This window comes from Rathayibacter sp. Leaf185, from assembly GCF_001423885.1.
In the GTDB taxonomy this organism is placed as follows: domain Bacteria; phylum Actinomycetota; class Actinomycetes; order Actinomycetales; family Microbacteriaceae; genus Rathayibacter.
Genome location: NZ_LMPP01000007.1, coordinates 68,173 through 88,670, shown reverse-complemented (window position 1 = coordinate 88,670; position 20,498 = coordinate 68,173). Strand labels below are relative to the sequence as shown.

Genomic DNA, 20,498 nt, shown 5'->3' with positions numbered 1-20,498 from the left:
TGAGGGGCGACCCCCTCACACTCCCCGGTCTTCCCCGTTCCGGGGGCGCGAGCTGCACTCGCGCAGCGGTGACGGAGCACCGCCGGCGGGAGCCGCTACGCGGCCGGATTACCCGTTTTCTTCACCTCTCCGCGGTTTCAATCTATCTCGCTCCGTCGGCTACGTGCTGTCTCTCTCGGACGCGCCCTGCGGGCTTATTTCGCCCGAGAGAGCCGTCACTCCGCCGACTCCACTCAATTGATTTCATCCCGCCGGAGAGGCAAAGAAAAACGATCAGGAAGACGACAAAAGCCCCGTAGTTGGGTTAGAACCACGGGACTTGTCGCCTCAATGATCGCACACCGATCAAGGAGAAACCATCGTGACTATCACCACCGGAACCGGGACCGTTCAGCACATCGACCCGACCACCCTCGTGATCGAGGCGAACGTGCGCACCAGCGCCCCGCTGACGAAGGACTTCATCGCGTCGATCCGCGAGAACGGGGTCATCACCCCGGTCCTCGCCCGCCGCGACGAGCACGGCAACATCATCGTCCGCGCCGGACAGCGCCGCACCCTCGCCGCCCGCGAGGCCGGAGTGCCCACGATCCCGGTCTACGTCGTGGAGGGCGACGAGACGACCGCCGACCGGATCGTTCAGCAGATCATCGAGAACGACCAGCGCGCCGAGCTGAGCGTCGCGGACCGCACCGCCGCGTGGGCGCAGCTCGCGTTCGAGGGCGTGTCCGCTGCAGCGATCGCCAAGCGCACCGGCACCAAGACCGACGCGGTTAAGAAGGGGCTTGCGGTCGCGGAGTCCGCGACCGTCACGTCCGTTCTGCACGAGCACGAGCTGACCCTGGACCAGGCGGCGGTGCTGTTGGAGTTCGAGGACGACGCCGACGCCCGCGCGACCCTGATCGAGGTCGCCACGCACGACCCGGCCCAGTTCGAGCACACCGCGCAGACCCTCCGCGACGAGGCCGCGCACCAGGGGCTCCTCGCGGCGACCGCCGCCGAGTACACCGGCAACGGCTTCCAGATCCTCACCCGCTCCGACGCCTACGGCGACGCGGCGACGTGGACGCCGGTGCGGCAGCTGCGCGGCGAGGACGGCAAGAGCGTCACCCCCGAGCAGGTCGCCGCCGCTCCCGGACGCGGAGTGCTCATCGACACCAGCTGGCGCGGCGAGGTCGAGGTCACCCTCCTCGTCCAGGACCCCACCGCCGCCGGATTCACCTACGCCTACGGAGCCCCCGAGCAGCCGCAGACCGAGGAGGAGGCCGAGGAGGAGCGCGCCGAGAAGTCCGCGGAGCGCAAAGTGCTCATCGCCAACAACAAGGCGTGGAACGCGGCCGAGAAGGTGCGCCGCGAGTGGATCGCGACGTTCCTCGCTCGCAAGACCCTCCCCAAGGACGCGGATCGGATCATCGCTCTCGGCCTCACCGCTCACCGGTTCGCGGTGTCCTCCGGAATGAGCAACGGCAACGAACTCGCGCACGCGCTGCTGCGCATCGAGCGCCCCTCCGGCTACCGCGCCGACGCCCTCGCAGCGCTGGTCGAGGCGAACCCCGCGAAGGCCCGCCTGGTCGCGCTGGCCGTCGTGCTCGGAGGGCAGGAGGCGCACACGAGCAAGGAGTCCTGGCGCCGCGGCGACGAGCGCACGGCCGAGCACTTCCGCCAGCTCGCGGCCTGGGGTTACGCGCTCTCCCCGGTCGAGCAGGTCGTCACCGGCGACAGCACCCCCGCCGACGCCGCAGGGCTCAGCTAGCCCCACCCGGCGGGGACCGGCTCGCGCCGGCCCCCGCCCCTCCTCTTCTCCCACTGCTGCACAGGAAGGCCGACCATGACCACCACGACCACCGCACCCCGCCCCGCCCACCGCTTCGACCCGTACCAGGACGACCCGACGCTGCGAGCAGCCGAGGTCGCCGTCGACGCCGCGGCCGCGTCCGGCGACGCCGACGCGACCGCCGCCGCAGCGCGAGCGCTGATCGTCGCCGCGGCCGCCTACGGCTGGCCCACCGCGACCGCCCTCGTCTTCACATACGAGACGACCGGCCCCATCGCCCACGTCTGGGGACTGTGGAAAGTCCTCGACGCCGACCGGCAGGTTCTGCGCGAATGGGACGAGGAGCCCGGCGACATGACGGACGAGTCCGAGGAGGAACTGATCGCCCTCGACCTCATCAGCAACCGCCGCGCGACCCTCGACTACACCGACTTCGGAAAGCCCATCGGCTCCACGACCCTGATCCTCCACACGCTCGCGCTCTGAGCGCGTGCGCGGGCCGACCCGAAACGGGCCGGCCCGCACGAGGGGGAGAGCCCCCTCGACCCCCCGGTCACGCGCGTGGAACGGCCACGCGCGCTCGAGCGGTAGTCAGCGGCGAGGACGCGGCTTGTACTTCTTCCCCGCCCGGATGTTCCGGTTCTCGATCACACCGACCACCGCCAGGCCGGCCGCCACCGCGACGATCAGCACCCACCCGAGCACGTTGAACCACTCACCGGTGAACGCCGCGTACGTCTGCTCGCCGGCGATCGCGAAGAGCATGAACGACAGCCCGAACCACACCATGCCATTGCTGATCAGCGCAGCACGCGCGAGCTTGGTCCGAGGCTTCGACATGCCCTCACCCTCCCACCACATGGGAGACGTGTCCACGGCGGTACGGCGCTAACGCGCGCCCGAAATCCCGGCGAGTTCGTCCGCCTCTTCGTCCGTGACGACCCCCACGAGTTCTGCAATCTTCTCGATGATGCTTTCCATCGGTTCCTCCGCAGTGCTGAATCCGCCACGAGACGCAAGCGTCGGAGTTACCTGGTCCAGCTCCTCGAACGTCGTGCCATGCATGATCGGCACCAGAAGGCTGCGGCGAAGGAGAGCGCTGAGCTCATTGCTCGCGATACTCCGATCCGTGCTCAATTTCTCGAGCATCGCCGGCGTCACGAGGACGATGCCCATGCGCGAGCTGACGAGGCCCCTATCGATCGCCACGCGCATGTCCGTGCCCGGTCGAAGGCTCACTTCGCTGAACCAGACCGACAGATCCCGGTCGAGCATCAGCTCATGGACGTCCTTCGCGGGCCCCTGGCGGTCCGGCCAAGCGTGGCAGAGGAACACGTCATTCTGCTGCACCGTCCGCGCGAGGGTTGCGATCCGGACCGGTTGAAGATCGCGGACCTGCTGAGGTGTGTACGAGACGGTCGACGTACTCGGCTGCCAAGACGGACGGCTGCTACGGGCGCCACCGCCACCCGACATGCTGCCGCTTCGGCGCGCCGGAGCAGGCGGGGGCGTGTACGGCCGGTATGCGCGCGGCTGGTCGTAGTAGCTGTACCCGCCGCCGCGACCATGGACGGGGCAATCGGCCCCGCCGCCCCGGATGTGACCTCGAACGGGCGCTGTGCACTGAGACATGTCGCAGACGCTACTCGCGACCTCCGACACTCCTGGAGTTCAGGTCTCACCGCTCGGGGTCATTCCCGGGGGCCGTCGCTCACCGCATAGTCTGATGTCGTGCTCACCAACCCTTTCGATGCGGCAGATCCTGCCGAGGCAAGGAAGGCACGCGGCGCGTTCTTCACACCCGACGGGATTACTGCACACTTGGCGGAGTGGGCGCTTCGCGATCCGTCCGATTCGGTGCTAGAGCCCTCCGCCGGCGAGGCAGCCTTCCTGATCGCCGCAGTCGAACGACTGCGCGCGTTGGGTGCGACTGACCCTCTCGTTCACGGCATCGAACTCCACCGCGCAAGCGCTCACATTGCACGTGACCTGGTTCAGCGAGCCGGCGGCACCGCTCGCATCCGCGTCAGCGACTTCTTCCGCACGGAAGCGGCCCCGCAATATGACGCCGTGATCGGCAACCCGCCGTTCATCCGCTACCAGGACTGGACGGGAGACCAGCGCGACCGCGCTCGGTTTGCAGCGCTACAGCAGGGCGTCTCATTGACCGGCCTTGCATCTTCATGGGCGGCCTTCGTGATCCATGCCGCCGCGTATCTGAAGCCTGGCGGACGCCTTGGGATGGTGCTCCCGGCCGAGCTGTTGAGTGTGAACTATGCAGCCCCGGTGCGCCGATTCCTGCTCGAAAGGTTCGCGACGGTCGAGCTTGTGACGTTCGAGGAACAGGTGTTCCCCGACGCGGAAGCCGACACCGTACTCGTAAAGGCGGAGGGGTGGAACGGCCTCCCCGCGGCACAGGCCACTCTCCGGCAGACGCGTAACGCCGACACGCTCAGTGAGCTGCACGAGGGTACAACGTGGACCCCGTTGAACACCGGGGACCGGTGGCACCCTCAGCCGCTGCGGCCCACCAGCATCGACACGATCGCTCACCTGATCGGCGACAACACATTCGTCCCGCTGAGCGATCACGGCGACACGACCCTCGGCGCGGTGACGGGAGGGAACCGATTCTTTGCCCTCTCGCCAGAGCGAGTCCGCACACTCGGTATCCCGCGTCGAGACCTGGTTCGGATCAGCCCACCTGGTAGTAGCCACCTTCGCGGTCTCGCGCTTACTGACTCTGCGATGGCGCGGCTGGGCTCGGAGGGTCACTCGACGTGGCTGCTGTACCCGTCAGATCGGCCCGCGGACGCCACCCTGGAATACATCTCGAAAGGCGTCGACACCGCCGTCGACCAGGCATACAAATGCCGTGTCCGGTCCCCCTGGTGGCGCGTCCCTCTGCTCAAGCCAGCAGACCTGCTCCTGACCTACATGAACGCTGACACCCCGAGGCTGACCACCAACGCAGCCGGTGTTCGGCATCTGAACAGCGTGCACGGTGTGTACCTGAACGAGAACGTCCAGAATCTCGCCCGTGATGTGTTGCCCGTAGCGTCGCTGAACTCCGTCACTCTCCTCGGCGCTGAGCTTGCCGGGCGATCCTACGGGGGAGGCATCCTCAAGATCGAGCCGCGCGAAGCAGACCGCTGGTGGATGCCATCCGCCGATCTGCTTGCACAGCATCGCTCGGAGCTGGTCGCGATCAAGCCCTCTGTGCAACGCCACCTTCAGACCAAGAATCTCCTCGCCGCAGTCGCGTTGGTCGACACCGTTCTTTTAGACGAGCGCCTCACCGCGGCGCAGCTGGACTCAGTGCGCGCGGATCACGCCGACTGGATGAAGCGTCGAATGGTGCGAGGTAAGAGTGGCTGAGCCAACCAAAAAAGCTCTGGCGTGGGCAATCTTCGACCGCATCGTCGCTACTGCCGCGACTACCGGCCGGTACTCGGACGGGCCGTGGGCGGGCGACGATTACACCCCAGACTTTGAGACACTGCAACAGCTCCTTGGGGTTCCGCTGCATCTGAAGGCCAGCAGCCAGAGCGGCGTGCCCGCGCTGGCCCTCGACGTGTGGGTTGCCTACGAACTAAGGCGCTCCGGATTCAAGCCCGACGCCGTATGGCCCCGCGCGGAACACCCTCGTGTGATGCCCGGCCCTATCTCGCGTCTGCTACCGCAACTCGCGAGAATTCCACGGGCGGCCGTCGAAAAGAAGGTCACCCAGACGACGCCGCCAGCGGGAGTTGTCGCCACATCCGCAAACATCCTCGGCGGTTTATACGTCAAGCAAGTCGACGTCGTGATGTCGGCATGGGACACCGGCCCTGAGCTCCTCATCTCAACCAAGCGCATGGACTCCAGCTTCGGTAAAAACGCCGCCAACCGCATCGAAGAATCTTTCGGGGACGCCCGAAACCTGCGCACACGGCACCCGCTGGCTGCCCTCGGCTTCTTATACGGCCTCAGATCCACGATCCTCGACAGTGAGCCCGAAAAAGCCAAATGGCTCATCGACCTGCTCGCGAAGCTGTCAACAGGCGACAACGCATACGATGCAGCTTGCCTGTTGATGCTGTCGTACGACGTAGATCCGCCGGCCGACTCTGACGGTGGACACGGCGATGAAGACGACGCGGCAGTCGCCGAGGTCCTAGACGATGCCACCACCGATGACGCCGACGACGCGGCGCCGGAAGGTGTCGAATCGGAGCGGCTTGAAGCTGAAATCGCCAATCTTCCTATGGTCCGCCTGTTACACGACGAGGTGCCACCAGAGCTTCAGGTAGGACCATTCTTGAAAGCCATGGTGGAAGGCGTCCTCCGGGCGACCCCCGTCAACATGCACATCGACGCAAGAAAACTGCGCGGATGGCCTGTCGCGGATCCACGAATTTAGGGTCGAGCGACGCGGACGCCCTTGCCTAACGCGAACACCATGAATGAGACAAGGGGGATGCCTTAGCGAGCTAGCTCACGTGCGGCGGATCAGGACCCACTTCGATTTGCCCAGAGGCTTGAACTCTAGCCAGCTGTAGACCCTGCGTAACCTGCCGTTCCGCGCGACGCCGACAACGGCTTGATTCGGCCCGAGAAGCTTCGGAAGTTCGAGCCTCACGTACCCAACCGCCACAATTCCAGCGCCGGAGCCCGTCGTTCGCGTGGCACCCGCCGGAAGGCCGCTGGGTCGAGCGCCGAAGGCGCTGACTATCCAGTATGGGCGGGGCACGCCACGTCGGTAACGCCCCTGAAAGTAGTTGGGCGTTTCGGCGAGCTCACGAGTCCGCTTCTCCTGACGAGCCCGCCTTTCCTCCGACATTTCCTGACCGTCAGGCAACTTTTCCCTCTGATTTTTGGGCACGCGAGTCATCCTCGCGACGAGGAGAATTGGGCCTCCGAGCACCACCAGCAGCACCAAGTCCGCCGCCCAGAAGGGCAAGCCCAGCCACGTCGCGAAAGCATGGATTGCACCCCCAAGCACGAGGATTATTAGGACGAGCGGACCGACTGAGACCGCTTGCTTCATCACAGATCTCAGCGTGCCACGCTCCCCTACATTGAGGACAATTTCGACGCCGCCATGCTGCGCAAAATAGATCTCGCCTTTCTTTAGCGCGATGCGCTGCTCTTGTCGCAACATGCCGCGGCGCACCAGATCCTGAAATCTGTCAATGGACGGCTGGCTACCGTCGATTCCGTAGAACGCGTAGTCGAGGACGTCTACAACGAGACCCAATTCGGCTTTCGTTGCTTTCTGCAGTCCGGTCCGGGGCGCTGACGCGGTGAGGTTGGCTCGTCTGTCCATGATGCAAGATTGGCACGGGTCGCCACTCTCTCGTCAGTTGCTCGCCTGGCCGCGATGTCTAAGGGGGACACCGGCGGACTCCCGCCGGTCTGTCGCGTGCGGCGTCAACGAAGTCCCCACCTCTCCCGGCCGCACCGCCACAGTAGAGCCACCAGCTGCCCGAACGTCATTAGAGCTGGACGCTGCTGCGCAGGTCGTCGCCACTCTACGTCTCGAGCGTCCACCGGTGAGGTCCGGGCGGTGCTCCTGTCATGTCCCGTGCCTCCCGTAAAATTCGCTCAGGTTGTCATCGTCAGCCTCGTCCTGATCTGGATCGATCATGACCAGTACCGCCGATCCTGTCGCGCGAACTTCCTGAATGCGCCAATTTGGATCCCAGTCCACCTCGACCGTGACGTCGACGAACTCTTGACTGAAGTCGACCTCCGTCCGCGAAACCGAGACAGCACCAAGCTTGGGATCGTGATACTCGAGGATCGTGCCGACGAAGTCTCCGAATAACCGGAGCTCAGCAAGCCCTCGTCGCCGTCCCTCTCCAGAGTCGATCTGTAGGTCATAAATCTCTGTAATATCGATGCGCTTGAACCAGATGGTGGACAAGATGGCCTCCGCCGGCCACCCGCCGTGGCCGGCGCCGAAGTGTACGCCGACCCCGTACTCAGCGAAGGAGATCGCTTCGCCCTCCTCGCCGATGCGAATGTTCAAGAACTCCGGTAACTGCTCCATCAACCGAACTTCCAGGTCATCCGTCGCAGGAGTGAACGAGTGCATAGCCGCGAGCAAACCTTTGTCACCCGTCGCGCAGCGTACGTTCTCGAACAGGAGGGCATTCTTTCGGAGCTTCTTGTCGTCTGTCACGAGGAGCACAACGTCCTCCGATATCGCCGACTGGGCTTCTACGCAGGCCAAGACAACAGCGTCGGCCGCACCCGTCTTCACATCGCCTTTCGTCTCGCCCGAGCCGACCTGTAAGACTTGATCGCGTAGCGCTGAGCGCCACCCGTCACCGTTAGGTGACCAGAGACGCACTTGGGCAGGAAAGCTGTTCTCGATGCGCTCCGCAAGCTCCTCGACGGACGGAGCCGGTGTGACTAGAGGGCGAGCGAGGATGCTCGCGTCTACGCGGACGGCCTTCGCGGCCTCCTCGACGGCGACGTATGTCGCGTACGCGTGCTCAGCCCATTCCCACACCACAACTTCGGGGATGACCACGACAGCAGCGTCTCCAGCCTCCTTGATCAGCCTCGCTAGAGCCGACAAGGAGAAGTGCCCTCGAGGTAGCGCGTTGGTGTCCACTATGACGACGGTCATGCATTGATGGTAGGTCCGGCGTCCCCCTTTTGAAAGCGACGCCGGTGACATTCCTTCGGGCGCACGCCATCGTCCGGTCATAGGGCAACGCCCGAATGGGGATCGTTCACCGCACCACTGCGGCGAGCGGGACGCGCTGCGCACGGGCGCAGGCTGCAGTGTCCCGCAAGACCCGCCCGACGAAATGCCCGGTGAAGGGGCGGCTATCGGGACACTGGGACGGTGAATGAGAAGGCGATGCTGCGCACTCGAGCCGAGGCGCTCGACGACCTCGAGCAGCAGGTGCGTTCGAAGGCCGACTTCGCGGGGGAGCGGATCGTGCGGACGGAGAACGGCTTCCGGTTGCAGGAGACGGAGACCTTCACGGTCGAGGTGTGGAAGATGCTGTTCAACTGGCGTCTCGTGGTGATGCCGCCGCACCAGCAGATCGAGACGACCCACGGGTACTGCTACTTCGGTACTGGCCTGGAGAGCTTGGCGCGCGCGGTCGCCGCAGGCCTCCAGTGGTCGGATCCGATGAACACGGCTCCGGTGGGGTTCGACAAGCAGGCGTTCTGATTCAGCTTGCCGGTTCGGTCCTTGCGGTTTGGATGGACAAGCGAACGGCTGCTGCAGCGCGTGCTGCAACAGCCGTTCGGGCTTTTCCGCGGATCTACGGAGCGAGGATGTAGCTCATGCCGGGTACGTCCTTGACCTGGCGGGTGCCCCACTGGCCGGGGCCGGCGACACCGTTGAGCTCGGTGATGTTGATGTAGAGCCCGTCCGGGTGCTGTTCGATGGAGTCGACCCAGGCGACGTGGCCGTACATCGCGTCTGACCCCTGGACTCCGGGCTGGAAGACGACGATGCTGCGCGCCTGCGCGTCGAGCACGGTCGTCCAGCCGGTTGCTGCTGCCGTGTCGGCCCACTCGTAGGCGTTGCCCTTAAACGCTGGGTAGAGGCCCGTCGCCTCGTGGAACTTCTCCTTGGCCCCGTAGGTGCACTGTGTGGGGTCCGGGACGGTGTTGGTCGCCTCGGTGGTGCCGACGGTGCGGCCGCTGTCGGCGGTGACGGCTGCTGTCGCGACCGTGTCGGCCTGCGCGGGGGCGGCGGCTAGGGTCGGAACGCCGAGGGCGAGGGTGACGGCGACGATGCCGCCGAGAATCTTGCTGCGCTGGAACGACCGGACGTGCTGAGTCGTCTGGCTTGCCGTGGTCTTCGTGCTGTCCATGATGTTTCTCCTTCGATGCTTCTCCGGTTCAACTGATTCCACCCTCCTCCTCCCCGCTGGCGGCGGCGGGGTTGCACACCGACTACGGAGGACGTTCAAGAAGCACTCAGCTACGCACGCGTGTGATCCGCCGTTGTGACGGCATCCATCCGAGGCTCATGCGGAAGCATGTTTGTCTCGTATCCCTAGGGATACGATACGTCTCACTCCTGGCCTCAGTCGCGGCGCAGTAGAGGCGCGATCTCGCGGCGGGTCGAATCTCATAACTACGTCGCGTAACCTCGTAACCCGGGGTAGGTGTGAAGCATTGGTTTCGAGACAGGGGGAGCGTCGTGGCGCGGTTGATCGGGTACGCGCGGGTTTCGACGCGGCAGCAGTCGACGGATCGGCAGGAGGTCGACCTGCTCGCTGCCGGTATCCGGCGTGATGATCTGTACGTCGATCATGGGGTGTCGGGCGCTCGTGCGTCGCGGCCGCAGTTCGATCGTGCCCTCGATGCGTTGCACGAGGGGGACACGCTCGTGATCACCACGTTGGATCGCTTGGGCCAGTCGACGCAGAACATGCTCGCGTTCGCGGACGAGCTGCGCGGCCGTGGTGCGGGCCTTCGCGTGCTGAATCTCGGGGGAGGGGACGTGGATACGTCGACGCCGATGGGGTCGATGCTGTTCACGATCATGGCGGCGTTGGCGCAGATGGAGCATGAGATCAAGCGCGAGCGGGTGATCGATTCGATCAGCAAGCGCCGCGCGGCCGGGAAGAACCTTGGCGGCCGCCCGCAGAAGATCACCGACAGTCAGGTCCGGTCCGCGCTGCAGCTGGTCAAGGGTGGGGAGCCGGCTGCGCAGGTCGCGCGTGATTTGGGCATGTCTCGGGCGACGTTCTACCGCCGCTCCCGCGCAATCGTTGACGCGGGCCGAGGAACGCTCGGAGCCGGCGACTAGGGCCTGGAGTCTGCGGTCACGCCGTCAGTTTCGCGAGTCGTTCTCCGATGCGGGTTCCGTCGCGGTGTTCCTTCGGGCACAGCTTGAGCCACCGCTGGAGGACAGCGATCTCTTCGTCGCGGCGTCCGAGCTTGCGGTAGATGATGGCGGCCTGCTCGGTGTACCAGGGTGCCGGTTCGCGGCCATCGCGGGAGCCCTCTGCTCCGGCGATCGCTGCGGTGCACAAGACGAGAGCTTCTTCGAGTCGTCCTTCGCGCTTGAGCTGCTTGATCGGCTCGACCAACTCCAGATAGTGCACTCCGTTCACCATCCCGCGCTGGAAGTCCTTCGCGCGCGCTCCGCCGCCGGCGAGGGCTTCTTTGACCATGGTCCGGGAGGACTGGTGGTGCGCAGCGGCTTTCGCAGGTGATGACAGGGGTGGTCGGTTCGATGCGGACCACTGCCACCGCGCGGGCCCGTCGCCCAGCCACACCCATGCCTCGGCTCGCAGGCCGGCGGGCAGAAGTTCGGTGAAGATCTGCACTTCGACGACTTCTGACCCGTCCTCGCTCAGCTCGAGCTCCTGAGCGATGAGGCTCGGGAGGTAGCCGATGCGCTCGCCCTCGACATGCACTCCTACGGCGAACGGGTCTGCTCTGTTGTCGGGCTCCCGCTGCAGGGACCCGGACGCCTCGATGTAGCCGCCTTCGGCGGCGCGGTGACGTGATGCCAGCGCCGTGATCGCCTCACGGGCGAAGGTCGTCGTTCCCGTCAGCTGCACCACGCCAAGCACGATCGTGGTGCTGAGGTTCACGCGAAGTCGAACGCGGTGCGCGGACGGGGATCCGGCGCTCGGCTCCTCCTTCGACGTGGCGTCGTTGGTGCGTGGAGCGGTCCGGCCGAACAGCTTGTCGAGGAAACCCATACCCCGCATCATCGGGCAAAGGATCCCGAATCTGTACTGCGGCCGGGGTCCCGCTGTCCACCTGTGTGCAGGCCAGCCCCAGCGAGAGCTGGGCTGTGCACAGGTGGTCAGGGGGCGTCCGTGAACGACTCAGCGCCAGCCTCCCTGGTCTCGCAATCGACCGAGGTTCCGTCCGCCCGATCACGGAGCATCAGCTGGCCTCGCGGCGCAGCCGCACCGGTGCCAGCCCGGACGGAAAAGCCCCCGCGAGCGCAAAGCTCGAGCGGGGGTATTCCGACGCCGGCGAGGGGGCGCTGCGTCGAGCGCAACGCTACTCGGTAGGCCAGGTGGCGAGCGCGTCGGAAGGCGTGAGGGTGGGAATGCCGTCGACGTCCTGGACGGTCGTTCCGGGCTCAATGAATCCGGCGGCGTGTGCCACCGCGGCAAGCACGAGACGAGCGTGCTCGTAGTCGAGACCGGCGATGTCCTCGCGCAGGTCCACGGGCGTGCCGTGCCCGAGCGAGGTGGCGATCCGGGCGATGCGTTGTTCGCCGCCGCTGAGCGCGCCGATGTCGTAGCCAAGGCGATCGAAGTCGACCGCGCTCGTCTTCCAGGCGTTGTCGGTCCGGACCCACGGAGCGCCCTCGTAGACGAGGCCCGAGCGGATCAAGAGTTCAACCGCTGCGGCGAGCGGGTTCGACCCTTCGGCCCAGTCGCGGACCTGGGCGTGGAGCGCGTCGTTGTCGTCGGTCACGCGACTTGTTCCATCGGCTCCGAGGGGACGCCGTCCGTCGATCCGGTGACGTCGGTGTCGCCGGCCGAAGGCCGGCGAGTGCGCGCCACTCGAGCGCGGGTCTGGTCGGGTCGCGGGACACCTGCTGCGCGGAGTTCCTTCTCGGACCAGCCGCACGCGAGTGCGGTGGACCACGCCTTGGCGTGGCGGGTCTGCGCGTCAGAGAGAGCGGTCCGCGCGGTGTCGGTGTCGTTCGCTGCGCTCACGATCGACCGCACCGCTTCCACCCTTCTCTCGACGGTGGATTCGAGGAGGCGGCGAGCCGCCTCCGCTGCCTCATCAGGGTTCCGAGTCACGTCGTTCATACCCCGAGACTACCGAGAACGGCAGTCGAATGGGTACCGATTCGGGTCCCATCGTTTAACCCGGCCGTGAACACACAGGGTTTGCATGTGCAGCATATTGGGGCAGAGCAAGCTGTCATTTTAGGTGTCCTAAGTTGCTTGCCGGTCTGGCGCTGCGCTGGCCCGGTGCGCATACTGGTCGTATGGTCCCCGCTGGTTGGCGGGTTCGCTGCGCTTGGCCGAAGGACGGGGATGTGGTGACGGAGTCGAGCAGGTTGTTCGGTCGGAAGCGTCGTCCGAATGTTCCGCCGGAGCAGCGTCGGGAGAAGAAGTACGTCGTGCGGGTGTCCCCGGATGAGGACGCGATGTTGCGTGCTCGTGCCGAGGTTTTGGATGTGACGGTGCCGCGGTTGATGTTCGAGGCGGCGATCGATCCGCAGGTGCGGTCGGATGTGGAGTGGAAGTCGGTCGGTTCGGAGCTGATGCAGCTGCGGACGTTGATGGGGCGTCTTTCGAGCAACATGAATCAGCTCGCTCGGTTCGCGAACACCGAGGGCCGTTTCCCGGAGGAAGCAGTGCAGGTGGCGGCGGAGTACCGGGCGCTGGTGCCGCGGGTGAACGAGACGCTGCGACGACTGGCCGGCCAGTGATCCCGAACGTCACGTACGGCGGGGACATGGGCGGTCTCGTGCGCTATCTCGCGGGGGAGGGGCGCGCGAACGAGCACACCGAGCAGCACTTGATCGCGGGGGACCCGGCGATCATGGCGATGCACGGTGAGAGCGTCCTCGACTACGCCGAGGCCGCCGCGATCGCGGCAGAGTTGAACGAGTACAAGAACTTCTTCGGCGTCGAGGTGACCCGCCAGGAGAAGGTGTTCGACAAGGACTCCGGCGAGCAGATCGGCAGCAAGCGCGTCGCCGCTGATGTCTGGCACTGCTCCCTCTCGCTGCGTGCGGAGGAGGGGCAGCTCACCGATGAGCAGTGGGGACGGATCGCGACCGATTTCGTGGACCGGATGGGGTTCGCTGGCGAGTCCTCCGGGAAGGCCGACTGCCGGTGGATCGCCGTGCGGCACGGGCTGTCGAAGAACGGTAACGATCACGTTCACATCGCTGTCTCCGCGGTGCGCGCCGACGGGACGAAGGCGCACGTCGCTTACGACAAGGCGCTCTCGCAGAGGGTCAGCCGGCAGCTCGAGAAGGAGTACGGGCTCGAGCCGTTGCACGCGCCCGAGCGTGAGCTGGGGGAGCGCGGCGTGCAGCCGGGCGCGCGCGAGTCCGCGCAGCGCCGCGGCGCCGTCGAGGTCGACGCTCACCGGCTCGAGCGCGCGGTGCGCTCGTCGGCATCCGCGTCAGCGGATGAGGCGGAGTTCGTGCGCCGGATGCGTCAGGCCGGCGTGCTCATCCGCCCGCGCTACGCGGCGGGCCGCGACGACGTCGTCGCCGGCTACTCGGTCGCCTTGCGTCCCGAGAAGGGCGCGCCCGTGGTGTGGCACGGCGGCGGGAAGCTCGCCCGAGATCTCACTCTCCCGGAGCTGCGGAAGGGCTGGCCGGACTCACCACAGTCCGCGCAGACAGCGGTCGATGAGTGGCGCGCGACAGCGAAGAACCCGTGGCGCTACGAGCCCGTCGCGCCCGGTCGCGAGTCGGCAGAGGTCTCCAGCGATCTTTACTCCTCCTACGCGGAGGACATGGGGCGGTTGCACGACTATTTGAGTCGAGTGGACCCCTCCGATCGCGCGACCTGGGCGCACGCAGCCCGCGAAGCATCCGGCGCCTACGCCGCATGGTCGAGGCGCCTCGAATCGACACCCGGGCCACTCGCTGAAGCGTCACGGACCCTTGCCCGCTCCGCGCATCTGCGGGCGCATGAGTCGACGCCGCGGCCCGCGGGGATGCCGTCGATGGCCGGCACGACGATGCTGATCCTCGCGACCGCCGGGAAGCGGAACAAGGCCGCCGAGGAGGCCATGCTGCTGCGCCAGATCGTGCGCACCACGCGCGCGATCATGGACGCCCACAAGGCCGCCGGCGACGCTCGCCGTACCCGCGAGCTCGCCGGGACGATCCGGAACCAGCTGAAGACGGTCCACGAGGGCTACAGCGCGCAGATCCAGAAGAACGCCTGGGACGCCCTGCCCGAGGACACTCGCCGCGCCCGCGCGACGGTACAGGCGAGCTTCGCGACCGGGACTCCTGTGCCGACGAAACTCACCAGGGCCGAGCCGAACGTCACCACGACCGCTGCTCCGCAGCGCGGCGCCGAGCCGCGCGAGCGCGACGGACACGACCGCTAGACCGACACGAGTGAAGGGGAGGCATCACTATGGCTGACGACGACGGAGATGTGGAGGAGTCCATCAACTCGTCCGCGCGGATCGCGCTCACCATCGCGATCCAGCTCGGCGAGAAGCTGGCCCGCGCGTACCAGGAGGCGATGCGCGAAGCGCAGCAGCGCAGCGCGATCGAGGCACGCGAGCTCGCCGCTCGCTACGAGGGCGAGCGGGCATCCGCGCGTCAGGCGGTGTCGGTCGTTCACGATTCCCAGTGGTGGGATCAGGCGAGTGTGCGCGACGTCGCCCGTGTCGCGGAGACGGCGGCCGCGTGGAAGGACGCGGACCCGCAGATCGCGTCCGCCAATGCGTTGATCGCGTCGGAGGCGAAAGAGCGCTACGGCGTCGACGTCGCCACGCTTCAGGGCATCGCCCGCGATACCCCGACCGAGCTGGACCTCGCGAAGCAGTGGGCCTCCACTGCCGCGCCCGATGGATACCACCGACACGACGATGACCGGCTGACGATGCCCGTCGGCGACATCCGCGAACCCAACCCTTCGGCCGAGCGTGCGCTCATCGCGGACTACCGCGCGGCGGTCGCCGGCGACGTTCCCGAACTCGAGCTGAGCGTCGCGGAGGAGTGGAAGCGCGCCAACGATCCGGTCGGCTACCAGGACTACCGCGTTGAGACAGCCGTCGCCTTCGATGACCATGGCCGCGCGCAGCCGGCGGATCCGGCGGTGGCTGAAGCCGCGCGCGCGGCTCTCGTGCAGGAGTGGCGCACCGACCAGGCCGGCGGCCCCACCGTCGCCGCGGCGGACGCCGAGCGGGCACAATCCCGCCGTGACGTCACCGAGGCCCAGGTGATGATCGCGGAAGCCGACCGCCTCGACCGCGCCAACGACGCCTCAACCCAGATCACGTCATCCGAGGTCCCCATCGACTCCGTACGACGTGCCGACGAGCTCGAGCAGCAGGCCGCCCAGTACGACCGTGATGCAGAGGCCGGCGGCACGCCCACGCAGAGCTCCGACGAGCTGCGCAGCCTCGCTGAGGACGCCAGGGCCCAGGTCGCCCTCTACCGCGACGACAACAGTGCGCCGCGCGACCCGGACGACGTTCCGGCGCCGACTGATGAAGGGCGTGCAGTCGCGGCTCGATCCGAAGGGGAACTTGCGTACGACAGCGCCGAGCGCCGCGCGCACACGGCAGCGACGATGCAAGCTCAGAACGTGCCAGAGGAGCAGGTGAACGCGCGGATGACCGTCGACGCATCCTTCGCCACTCCCGCCCGCGGCACGGAGCCCACGAAGCGCACGCGTGTCCCCTCAACCCGCGGCAGCCGCGGGCAGGGGACTCAGATCGAACGATCCAAGCCAGGCCGCTGACACTTCGAAGCGGGCCTCTGACACCACCCGATCTCCGAGGAGCTAGATAGGCATCTCGCTATCTAGGTCGATGCGGCGCCGGTGGATGAGGGGTTCGTCTCGCTAGCCGCTGCTGTCCGGCCAGTCGAGGGTGCAGTGATCTGCTCGGCCGTCGGTATCGCCGCCTGCTCTGCCGGTGGGAGGGATTCGCGGGTTTAGCTGGAGACGGCCATGGGGGAGCCGGTCTGGCTGAGGGCGTAGCGGACGGTGTGCTTGTCGTGGCCGCCCCAGATGAGGATCCCGACCGTGGGTCGGTGCAGATCGCGTCGCATCTGGTCGTCGACGACCGCGACGGAGCAACTGCGCGGAAGTCCAACAGCCTGTTGGACGCCATCCTCATCGCCGCGGCCGGCGTCTCGTCGCGGATCCGAGACAATTGCGGGATGACTGGACGCGACATCGAACTGCCGAACGGCTACGAGCCGTTCTTGCGTTCGCTGACGTCGCGCGTTCAGGACGCGCAGCTGCGCGCTCAGCGCACCGTGAACGCGCAGCTCATCAGCCTGTACTGGGACCTGGGTCGCGCGATCCTCAACCAGCAGGCTAAGGAGCCGTGGGGCACGAGAGTCCTCGACCGGCTCGCGGAAGATCTGCGCCAAGAGTTCCCGGCAATGACCGGTCTGTCGCGCAGCAACCTCTTCTACATGCGCGCCTTCGCCGCCGCCTGGCCCGATCGGGAGAAAGTCCCACAGGCTGTGGGACATTTGCCCTGGGGCCACGTCCGCCTCCTCCTCGACAAGCTCTCCACCCCGGACGTGCGCGCGGCGTACGCCGCCGCGGCGGCCGAGAACTCGTGGACACGGTCAATGCTGCTCAACCACGTGAAGAACCAGACCCTGGAGCGGGCCGGTCGGGCGCCGTCGAACTACGTCGACCGCCTCGCGCCCGCAGACTCCGCCCTTGCGCGCGAAATCGCGAAGGACCCCTACGTCTTCGACTTCCTCAATCTGACCGAAGACGCCGCAGAGCGCGATATGGAGAACGCGCTCCTAGACCGCATCGCCGAGACTTTGCAGGAGCTCGGTACCGGCTTCACCTTCGCCGGCCGCCAGGTGCACTTCGACGTCAGCGGCCGCGACTTCTACCTCGACCTGCTCTTCTTCCACACCGAGCAGCTCCGGTACGTCGTCGTCGAGCTGAAGAAGGGCGACTTCGAGCCCGCGTTCACCGGCCAACTCGGGTTCTACATCGCGCTCGTCGACGAACGGCTCAGGCGACCGAGCCACGCCCCGACTATCGGCATCCTCATCTGCGGCGACAAGGACGAACACATCGTGCGCTACGCCCTCAGCCAGGCAGCCTCACCGATCGCCGTCGCGACCTACACCTACGACGCCCTCCCCGACGCCGAGCGTCTCGCGCTCCCAGATGAGGAGCGCATCATCGCCGCCATCGACGCCAGCGGGGCCACGGCCAATTAGTCCCACAGCTTGTGGGACTATTGAGGATTGGTCACGTCGATTGGGAGGTCGTGCGGACGAAGCGCCCGTGCAGTTCCTGCACTGCCACAGCCACACGAATGCGCGCGGTCTTTGCGATGGCCGTCCCCACGGGCACAACGACGGCTTCTCCGGCTGGGAGATCTGGATGTTGGCCGCGGTTGCTCGCGGTGTCAGTGTCTAACGGTAGCTTCAGCAGCACTACCGAGTGGAGGAACCAAATGCCAGAGATGACGTCTATCGCGAGTGGCGCGCATTGGATCCGTGCCGCTCTGCAGGTGAACCCTTACTCCTACGAGGGCCGAAACGCTCCCTCAAGCTACTTCGAGGACGAAGCCGCCTACAACGAAGCGCTTCTGACCGAGTGTCAAAAGCTCGGTATCTCTCTCATCGCCGTAACAGACCACTGGCGCGTTGACTCAGCCGCCGGCCTTATCGCCGCGGCTAGCGAGAAGGGCATCGTGGCTCTCCCGGGTTTTGAGGCGAACTCGTCCGAGGGAGTGCACATCCTCGTGATCTTCGACGTCGGGACGGACTTCTCCGCGATCAACGCTTCCATCGGACGCTGCGGGGTCAGACCGAATTGCGCAAACGGGACCACCGGCGCTTCGTACTCTGGGATCCTTCAGCGGATGACGGAGGACGATGCTTTGGTGATCCCCGCCCACGCAAACGTGCATCCCGCGGGCCTGCTGACTACTCGCGCGGGACAGCCCCTCGCCACCATGATCCAGACCCCAGAGCTTCACGCGATCGGTATTACGCCGACGGTCACCGAGACCCGTGACCAAGCCGCCGTGGTCGCGGGCACGGGCATTTTCAAGCGCCCACACCCTCTCGCCGTGATTCACGCGGACGATGTGATGGGTCCTCGTCAGCTTCGCACCGATGGAGCAAGCTCCTGGTTCAAAGTGAGCGCTCCCACACTGCGTAGCCTCAAGCTCGCGGTGCGAACGCCAGCCACCCGAATTTCCGTCTCTAACCCGGCGACCCAGCCGCGCACGACGATGAAGAACATCTCGTGGGTTGGCGGTTACCTGGATGGCGTTAACGTGCCCATCTCCGAGGACCTCACAGCACTCATCGGGGGTCGAGGGGCGGGTAAGTCAACCATTATTGAAAGCATTCGGTACGCGCTGGATCTGGATCCGATCACGCCGCAGGTGAAGGCCGACCATCGGAAAATCGTCTCCGCTGTACTGCGTGGAGGGACTATCATCCGCATCGAGATTGAAGCCGTAAACCCCGTCCCTCAGCGCTTCACAATCGAGCGGGAGATTCCGCATCCTCCTGTCGTCATGGACGCGGCAGGAAACCGTACGAACTTGACCCCTACTGAGGTTCTTGGTCCAGTCGAGATTTTTGGCCAGCATGAGCTGGCCGAACTGGCTGGAAGCACTGAACGCGTGGCCGAGCTGGTTCGCCGCTTCGACGGCGAACTCGAGGATGAGGCCGACCTGCAGCGCACACTTCGACAGTTGCGAACCAACCGCGAAGATCTGATTCGTGCCGAAGAGGCTCTCGACGAAATCGACGGCGAACTCGCTCGGATCCCCGGGCTCACCGAACAGGTTGCGCATTGGGAAGCAACTGATGTCCCCACCAAGTTGGCGGGTCAACAACGTCTCGGCCGGGACGAGGCCATCTTCGAAGAAGGCGCGGGCCGAGCCCGCGCTGTCGGTGACGTGTGGAACAGTTTCGCCCAGGCTCACGCGTTGCGTGACTTAGCCGCGCCACTTGCTGACGTCGATGGCGCACCCCAGGAAGAGTATCTAACGCGTGTCGTTGATGCCCTCGAACGCCTACGATCACGAACCACCGAAGTCCTTAGCTCGATGGGTGAGGCATTGACCAGCGCGCGTAATGATATTGAAGCCGCCCGCGCGGAATGGCAAGCCGCCACTGCAGACGAGGCTTCCTCCTATGGAGAAGTCGTGCGCGAGTTGCACGACCGAAAATTGGACCCCGACAGGTTCGTCTCCATTCAACAGGAGCTCGACAGGCTGCAGGCAGCTGAGCCCCGTCGTACGACTCAGCGACAGGATCTTCAGACTCTCCTCGAGCGGCGCGCAGCCCTACTTGCAGAGCTCCGTGGACATGAGACGCGGCGGACTGAACGTCTCCATGCCGCTATCAGTGCAGCAAATAGTGCAACCGGCGGAGTCGTCGTAGCCCGCCCAATCGCCGCTTCGGAGCGCAGTCACATTCTTGATGCCATCAGACCCTACATCACTACTCAACGCACACAGATCTCGGCCGCAATTGCGGCTGACTCCTTTTCGCCTCGCAGGCTTGCCACGGCAATTCGGGAGGGCGTAGGTGCGTTAGATGAGATGGGGATCCGCGGCGCTCAGGCTGCCGCGCTTATCGCCTCTGGTGAACGGCTCGCGCGCGAGCTCGACGAGCTACGCATCGACCTCGCGGTAGAAGTTCTCCTTCAAGTCAACGGCACAGGGCTTCGCTCAATGGAGCAGCTCTCTAAGGGGCAACGAGCGACCGCACTCCTGCTCTTGCTACTTGCCGCTTCCAACGCGCCACTGATTATTGATCAGCCCGAGGACGACCTCGACAATAACTTCGTGTACCGCGGAGTGGTTACTAAGCTCCGAGAGCTTAAAGGCCGACGTCAGATCATCGCCAGCACTCACAATGCTAATGTGCCCGTCCTGGGCGACGCGGAGCTCATCGTCGCCCTCGAGAGCGACGGCGTACACGGAAGCCCTTCTCCCTCCGGAATCGGATCGCTCGACGATGCAGAGATCCGTGCCCTCGCAGAGAACATCCTGGAAGGTGGTCCTGCGGCGTTTAACGCGCGTCAGCATCTTTACGGCTTTTAGTATCGAGTTC

General features: G+C 65.8%; 18 protein-coding genes. 11 read left to right on the top strand and 7 right to left on the bottom strand.

The window, feature by feature from the left end; genetic code table 11:
* Positions 1 to 361 precede the first annotated feature (361 nt).
* Positions 362 to 1,753 (top strand): ParB/RepB/Spo0J family partition protein, encoded by a 1,392-nt coding sequence (locus ASG06_RS17690; RefSeq protein WP_056045760.1) that lies wholly within the window; start codon positions 362 to 364, stop codon positions 1,751 to 1,753.
* Between the two features lie 75 nt (positions 1,754 to 1,828).
* Complete coding sequence (locus tag ASG06_RS17685) at positions 1,829 to 2,260, top strand: hypothetical protein (protein WP_056045757.1); 432 nt, start codon at positions 1,829 to 1,831, stop codon at positions 2,258 to 2,260.
* 105 nt (positions 2,261 to 2,365) lie between these two features.
* Here the strand turns inward: ASG06_RS17685 and ASG06_RS17680 are convergent, their stop codons facing one another.
* Both ASG06_RS17680 and ASG06_RS20340 read right to left on the bottom strand, forming a co-directional pair.
* A complete protein-coding gene (locus tag ASG06_RS17680; RefSeq protein WP_104233598.1) occupies positions 2,366 to 2,614 on the bottom strand; it encodes a hypothetical protein in 249 nt (82 codons plus the stop codon).
* Positions 2,615 to 2,662: 48 nt separating this feature from the next.
* Positions 2,663 to 3,124, bottom strand: coding sequence for a toll/interleukin-1 receptor domain-containing protein (locus ASG06_RS20340; protein WP_197409457.1), 462 nt, complete (start codon positions 3,122 to 3,124; stop codon positions 2,663 to 2,665).
* Positions 3,125 to 3,505: 381 nt separating this feature from the next.
* Between ASG06_RS20340 and ASG06_RS17670 the strand changes: the two genes are divergently transcribed.
* Together ASG06_RS17670 and ASG06_RS17665 are read left to right on the top strand one after the other, a co-directional pair.
* Positions 3,506 to 5,152 (top strand): HsdM family class I SAM-dependent methyltransferase, encoded by a 1,647-nt coding sequence (locus ASG06_RS17670; RefSeq protein ID WP_056045753.1) that lies wholly within the window; start codon positions 3,506 to 3,508, stop codon positions 5,150 to 5,152.
* Entirely contained in the window at positions 5,145 to 6,176 is a 1,032-nt protein-coding gene (locus tag ASG06_RS17665; RefSeq protein WP_056045750.1) for a hypothetical protein, read from the top strand. Before ASG06_RS17670 ends, ASG06_RS17665 begins: the two co-directional genes overlap by 8 nt.
* A gap of 75 nt (positions 6,177 to 6,251) precedes the next feature.
* Here ASG06_RS17665 and ASG06_RS17660 read toward each other — a convergent pair whose 3' ends face one another.
* Both ASG06_RS17660 and ASG06_RS17655 read right to left on the bottom strand, forming a co-directional pair.
* The gene (locus ASG06_RS17660; RefSeq protein ID WP_156466055.1) at positions 6,252 to 7,082 is read right to left on the bottom strand and encodes a hypothetical protein; all 831 of its coding nucleotides are present in this window, start codon (positions 7,080 to 7,082) and stop codon (positions 6,252 to 6,254) included.
* 249 nt (positions 7,083 to 7,331) lie between these two features.
* Positions 7,332 to 8,393 carry a hypothetical protein gene (locus ASG06_RS17655; protein WP_156466054.1) on the bottom strand — a complete coding sequence of 354 codons (1,062 nt, stop codon included), beginning with the start codon at positions 8,391 to 8,393 and terminating at the stop codon, positions 7,332 to 7,334.
* Positions 8,394 to 8,630: 237 nt separating this feature from the next.
* Between ASG06_RS17655 and ASG06_RS17650 the strand changes: the two genes are divergently transcribed.
* Complete coding sequence (locus tag ASG06_RS17650) at positions 8,631 to 8,951, top strand: hypothetical protein (RefSeq protein WP_056045742.1); 321 nt, start codon at positions 8,631 to 8,633, stop codon at positions 8,949 to 8,951.
* A 94-nt stretch (positions 8,952 to 9,045) separates the two neighbouring features.
* On the opposite strand, the gene ASG06_RS17645 is transcribed toward ASG06_RS17650, so the two are convergent.
* Positions 9,046 to 9,603 (bottom strand): CHAP domain-containing protein, encoded by a 558-nt coding sequence (locus ASG06_RS17645; protein WP_056045740.1) that lies wholly within the window; start codon positions 9,601 to 9,603, stop codon positions 9,046 to 9,048.
* Between the two features lie 332 nt (positions 9,604 to 9,935).
* Between ASG06_RS17645 and ASG06_RS17640 the strand changes: the two genes are divergently transcribed.
* Positions 9,936 to 10,547, top strand: coding sequence for a recombinase family protein (locus ASG06_RS17640; RefSeq protein WP_056045736.1), 612 nt, complete (start codon positions 9,936 to 9,938; stop codon positions 10,545 to 10,547).
* A gap of 16 nt (positions 10,548 to 10,563) precedes the next feature.
* Here ASG06_RS17640 and ASG06_RS17635 read toward each other — a convergent pair whose 3' ends face one another.
* Together ASG06_RS17635 and ASG06_RS17630 are read right to left on the bottom strand one after the other, a co-directional pair.
* Positions 10,564 to 11,451: a hypothetical protein gene (locus tag ASG06_RS17635; protein WP_056045733.1), complete on the bottom strand. Its 888-nt coding sequence runs from the start codon at positions 11,449 to 11,451 to the stop codon at positions 10,564 to 10,566.
* A 310-nt stretch (positions 11,452 to 11,761) separates the two neighbouring features.
* Positions 11,762 to 12,184, bottom strand: a complete 423-nt coding sequence (locus ASG06_RS17630; protein WP_056045729.1) for a hypothetical protein — start codon at positions 12,182 to 12,184, stop codon at positions 11,762 to 11,764.
* 577 nt (positions 12,185 to 12,761) lie between these two features.
* Here ASG06_RS17630 and ASG06_RS17620 point away from each other — a divergent pair.
* From ASG06_RS17620 to ASG06_RS19710, 5 genes are all read left to right on the top strand, one after another.
* Entirely contained in the window at positions 12,762 to 13,157 is a 396-nt protein-coding gene (locus tag ASG06_RS17620; RefSeq protein ID WP_056045724.1) for a plasmid mobilization protein, read from the top strand.
* A gap of 26 nt (positions 13,158 to 13,183) precedes the next feature.
* Complete coding sequence (locus ASG06_RS17615; RefSeq protein ID WP_156466052.1) at positions 13,184 to 14,806, top strand: relaxase/mobilization nuclease domain-containing protein; 1,623 nt, start codon at positions 13,184 to 13,186, stop codon at positions 14,804 to 14,806.
* A 29-nt stretch (positions 14,807 to 14,835) separates the two neighbouring features.
* The gene (locus ASG06_RS17610; RefSeq protein ID WP_056045717.1) at positions 14,836 to 16,173 is read left to right on the top strand and encodes a hypothetical protein; all 1,338 of its coding nucleotides are present in this window, start codon (positions 14,836 to 14,838) and stop codon (positions 16,171 to 16,173) included.
* Between the two features lie 257 nt (positions 16,174 to 16,430).
* The gene (locus ASG06_RS17605) at positions 16,431 to 17,633 is read left to right on the top strand and encodes a PDDEXK nuclease domain-containing protein (protein WP_331458565.1); all 1,203 of its coding nucleotides are present in this window, start codon (positions 16,431 to 16,433) and stop codon (positions 17,631 to 17,633) included.
* Between the two features lie 239 nt (positions 17,634 to 17,872).
* Positions 17,873 to 20,488, top strand: a complete 2,616-nt coding sequence (locus tag ASG06_RS19710; protein ID WP_082499400.1) for a TrlF family AAA-like ATPase — start codon at positions 17,873 to 17,875, stop codon at positions 20,486 to 20,488.
* Positions 20,489 to 20,498: the final 10 nt, after the last annotated feature.

Coding starts and splice junctions, on each gene's coding strand:
- ASG06_RS17610 (WP_056045717.1), top strand. CDS start 14,836: ATGGCTGACGACGACGGAGATGTGGAGGAGTCCATCAACTCGTCCGCG.
- ASG06_RS17660 (WP_156466055.1), bottom strand. CDS start 7,082: ATGGACAGACGAGCCAACCTCACCGCGTCAGCGCCCCGGACCGGACTG.
- ASG06_RS17645 (WP_056045740.1), bottom strand. CDS start 9,603: ATGGACAGCACGAAGACCACGGCAAGCCAGACGACTCAGCACGTCCGG.
- ASG06_RS17685 (WP_056045757.1), top strand. CDS start 1,829: ATGACCACCACGACCACCGCACCCCGCCCCGCCCACCGCTTCGACCCG.
- ASG06_RS17655 (WP_156466054.1), bottom strand. CDS start 8,393: ATGACCGTCGTCATAGTGGACACCAACGCGCTACCTCGAGGGCACTTC.
- ASG06_RS17615 (WP_156466052.1), top strand. CDS start 13,184: ATGGGCGGTCTCGTGCGCTATCTCGCGGGGGAGGGGCGCGCGAACGAG.
- ASG06_RS17650 (WP_056045742.1), top strand. CDS start 8,631: ATGCTGCGCACTCGAGCCGAGGCGCTCGACGACCTCGAGCAGCAGGTG.
- ASG06_RS17635 (WP_056045733.1), bottom strand. CDS start 11,451: ATGGGTTTCCTCGACAAGCTGTTCGGCCGGACCGCTCCACGCACCAAC.
- ASG06_RS19710 (WP_082499400.1), top strand. CDS start 17,873: ATGCCAGAGATGACGTCTATCGCGAGTGGCGCGCATTGGATCCGTGCC.
- ASG06_RS17680 (WP_104233598.1), bottom strand. CDS start 2,614: ATGTCGAAGCCTCGGACCAAGCTCGCGCGTGCTGCGCTGATCAGCAAT.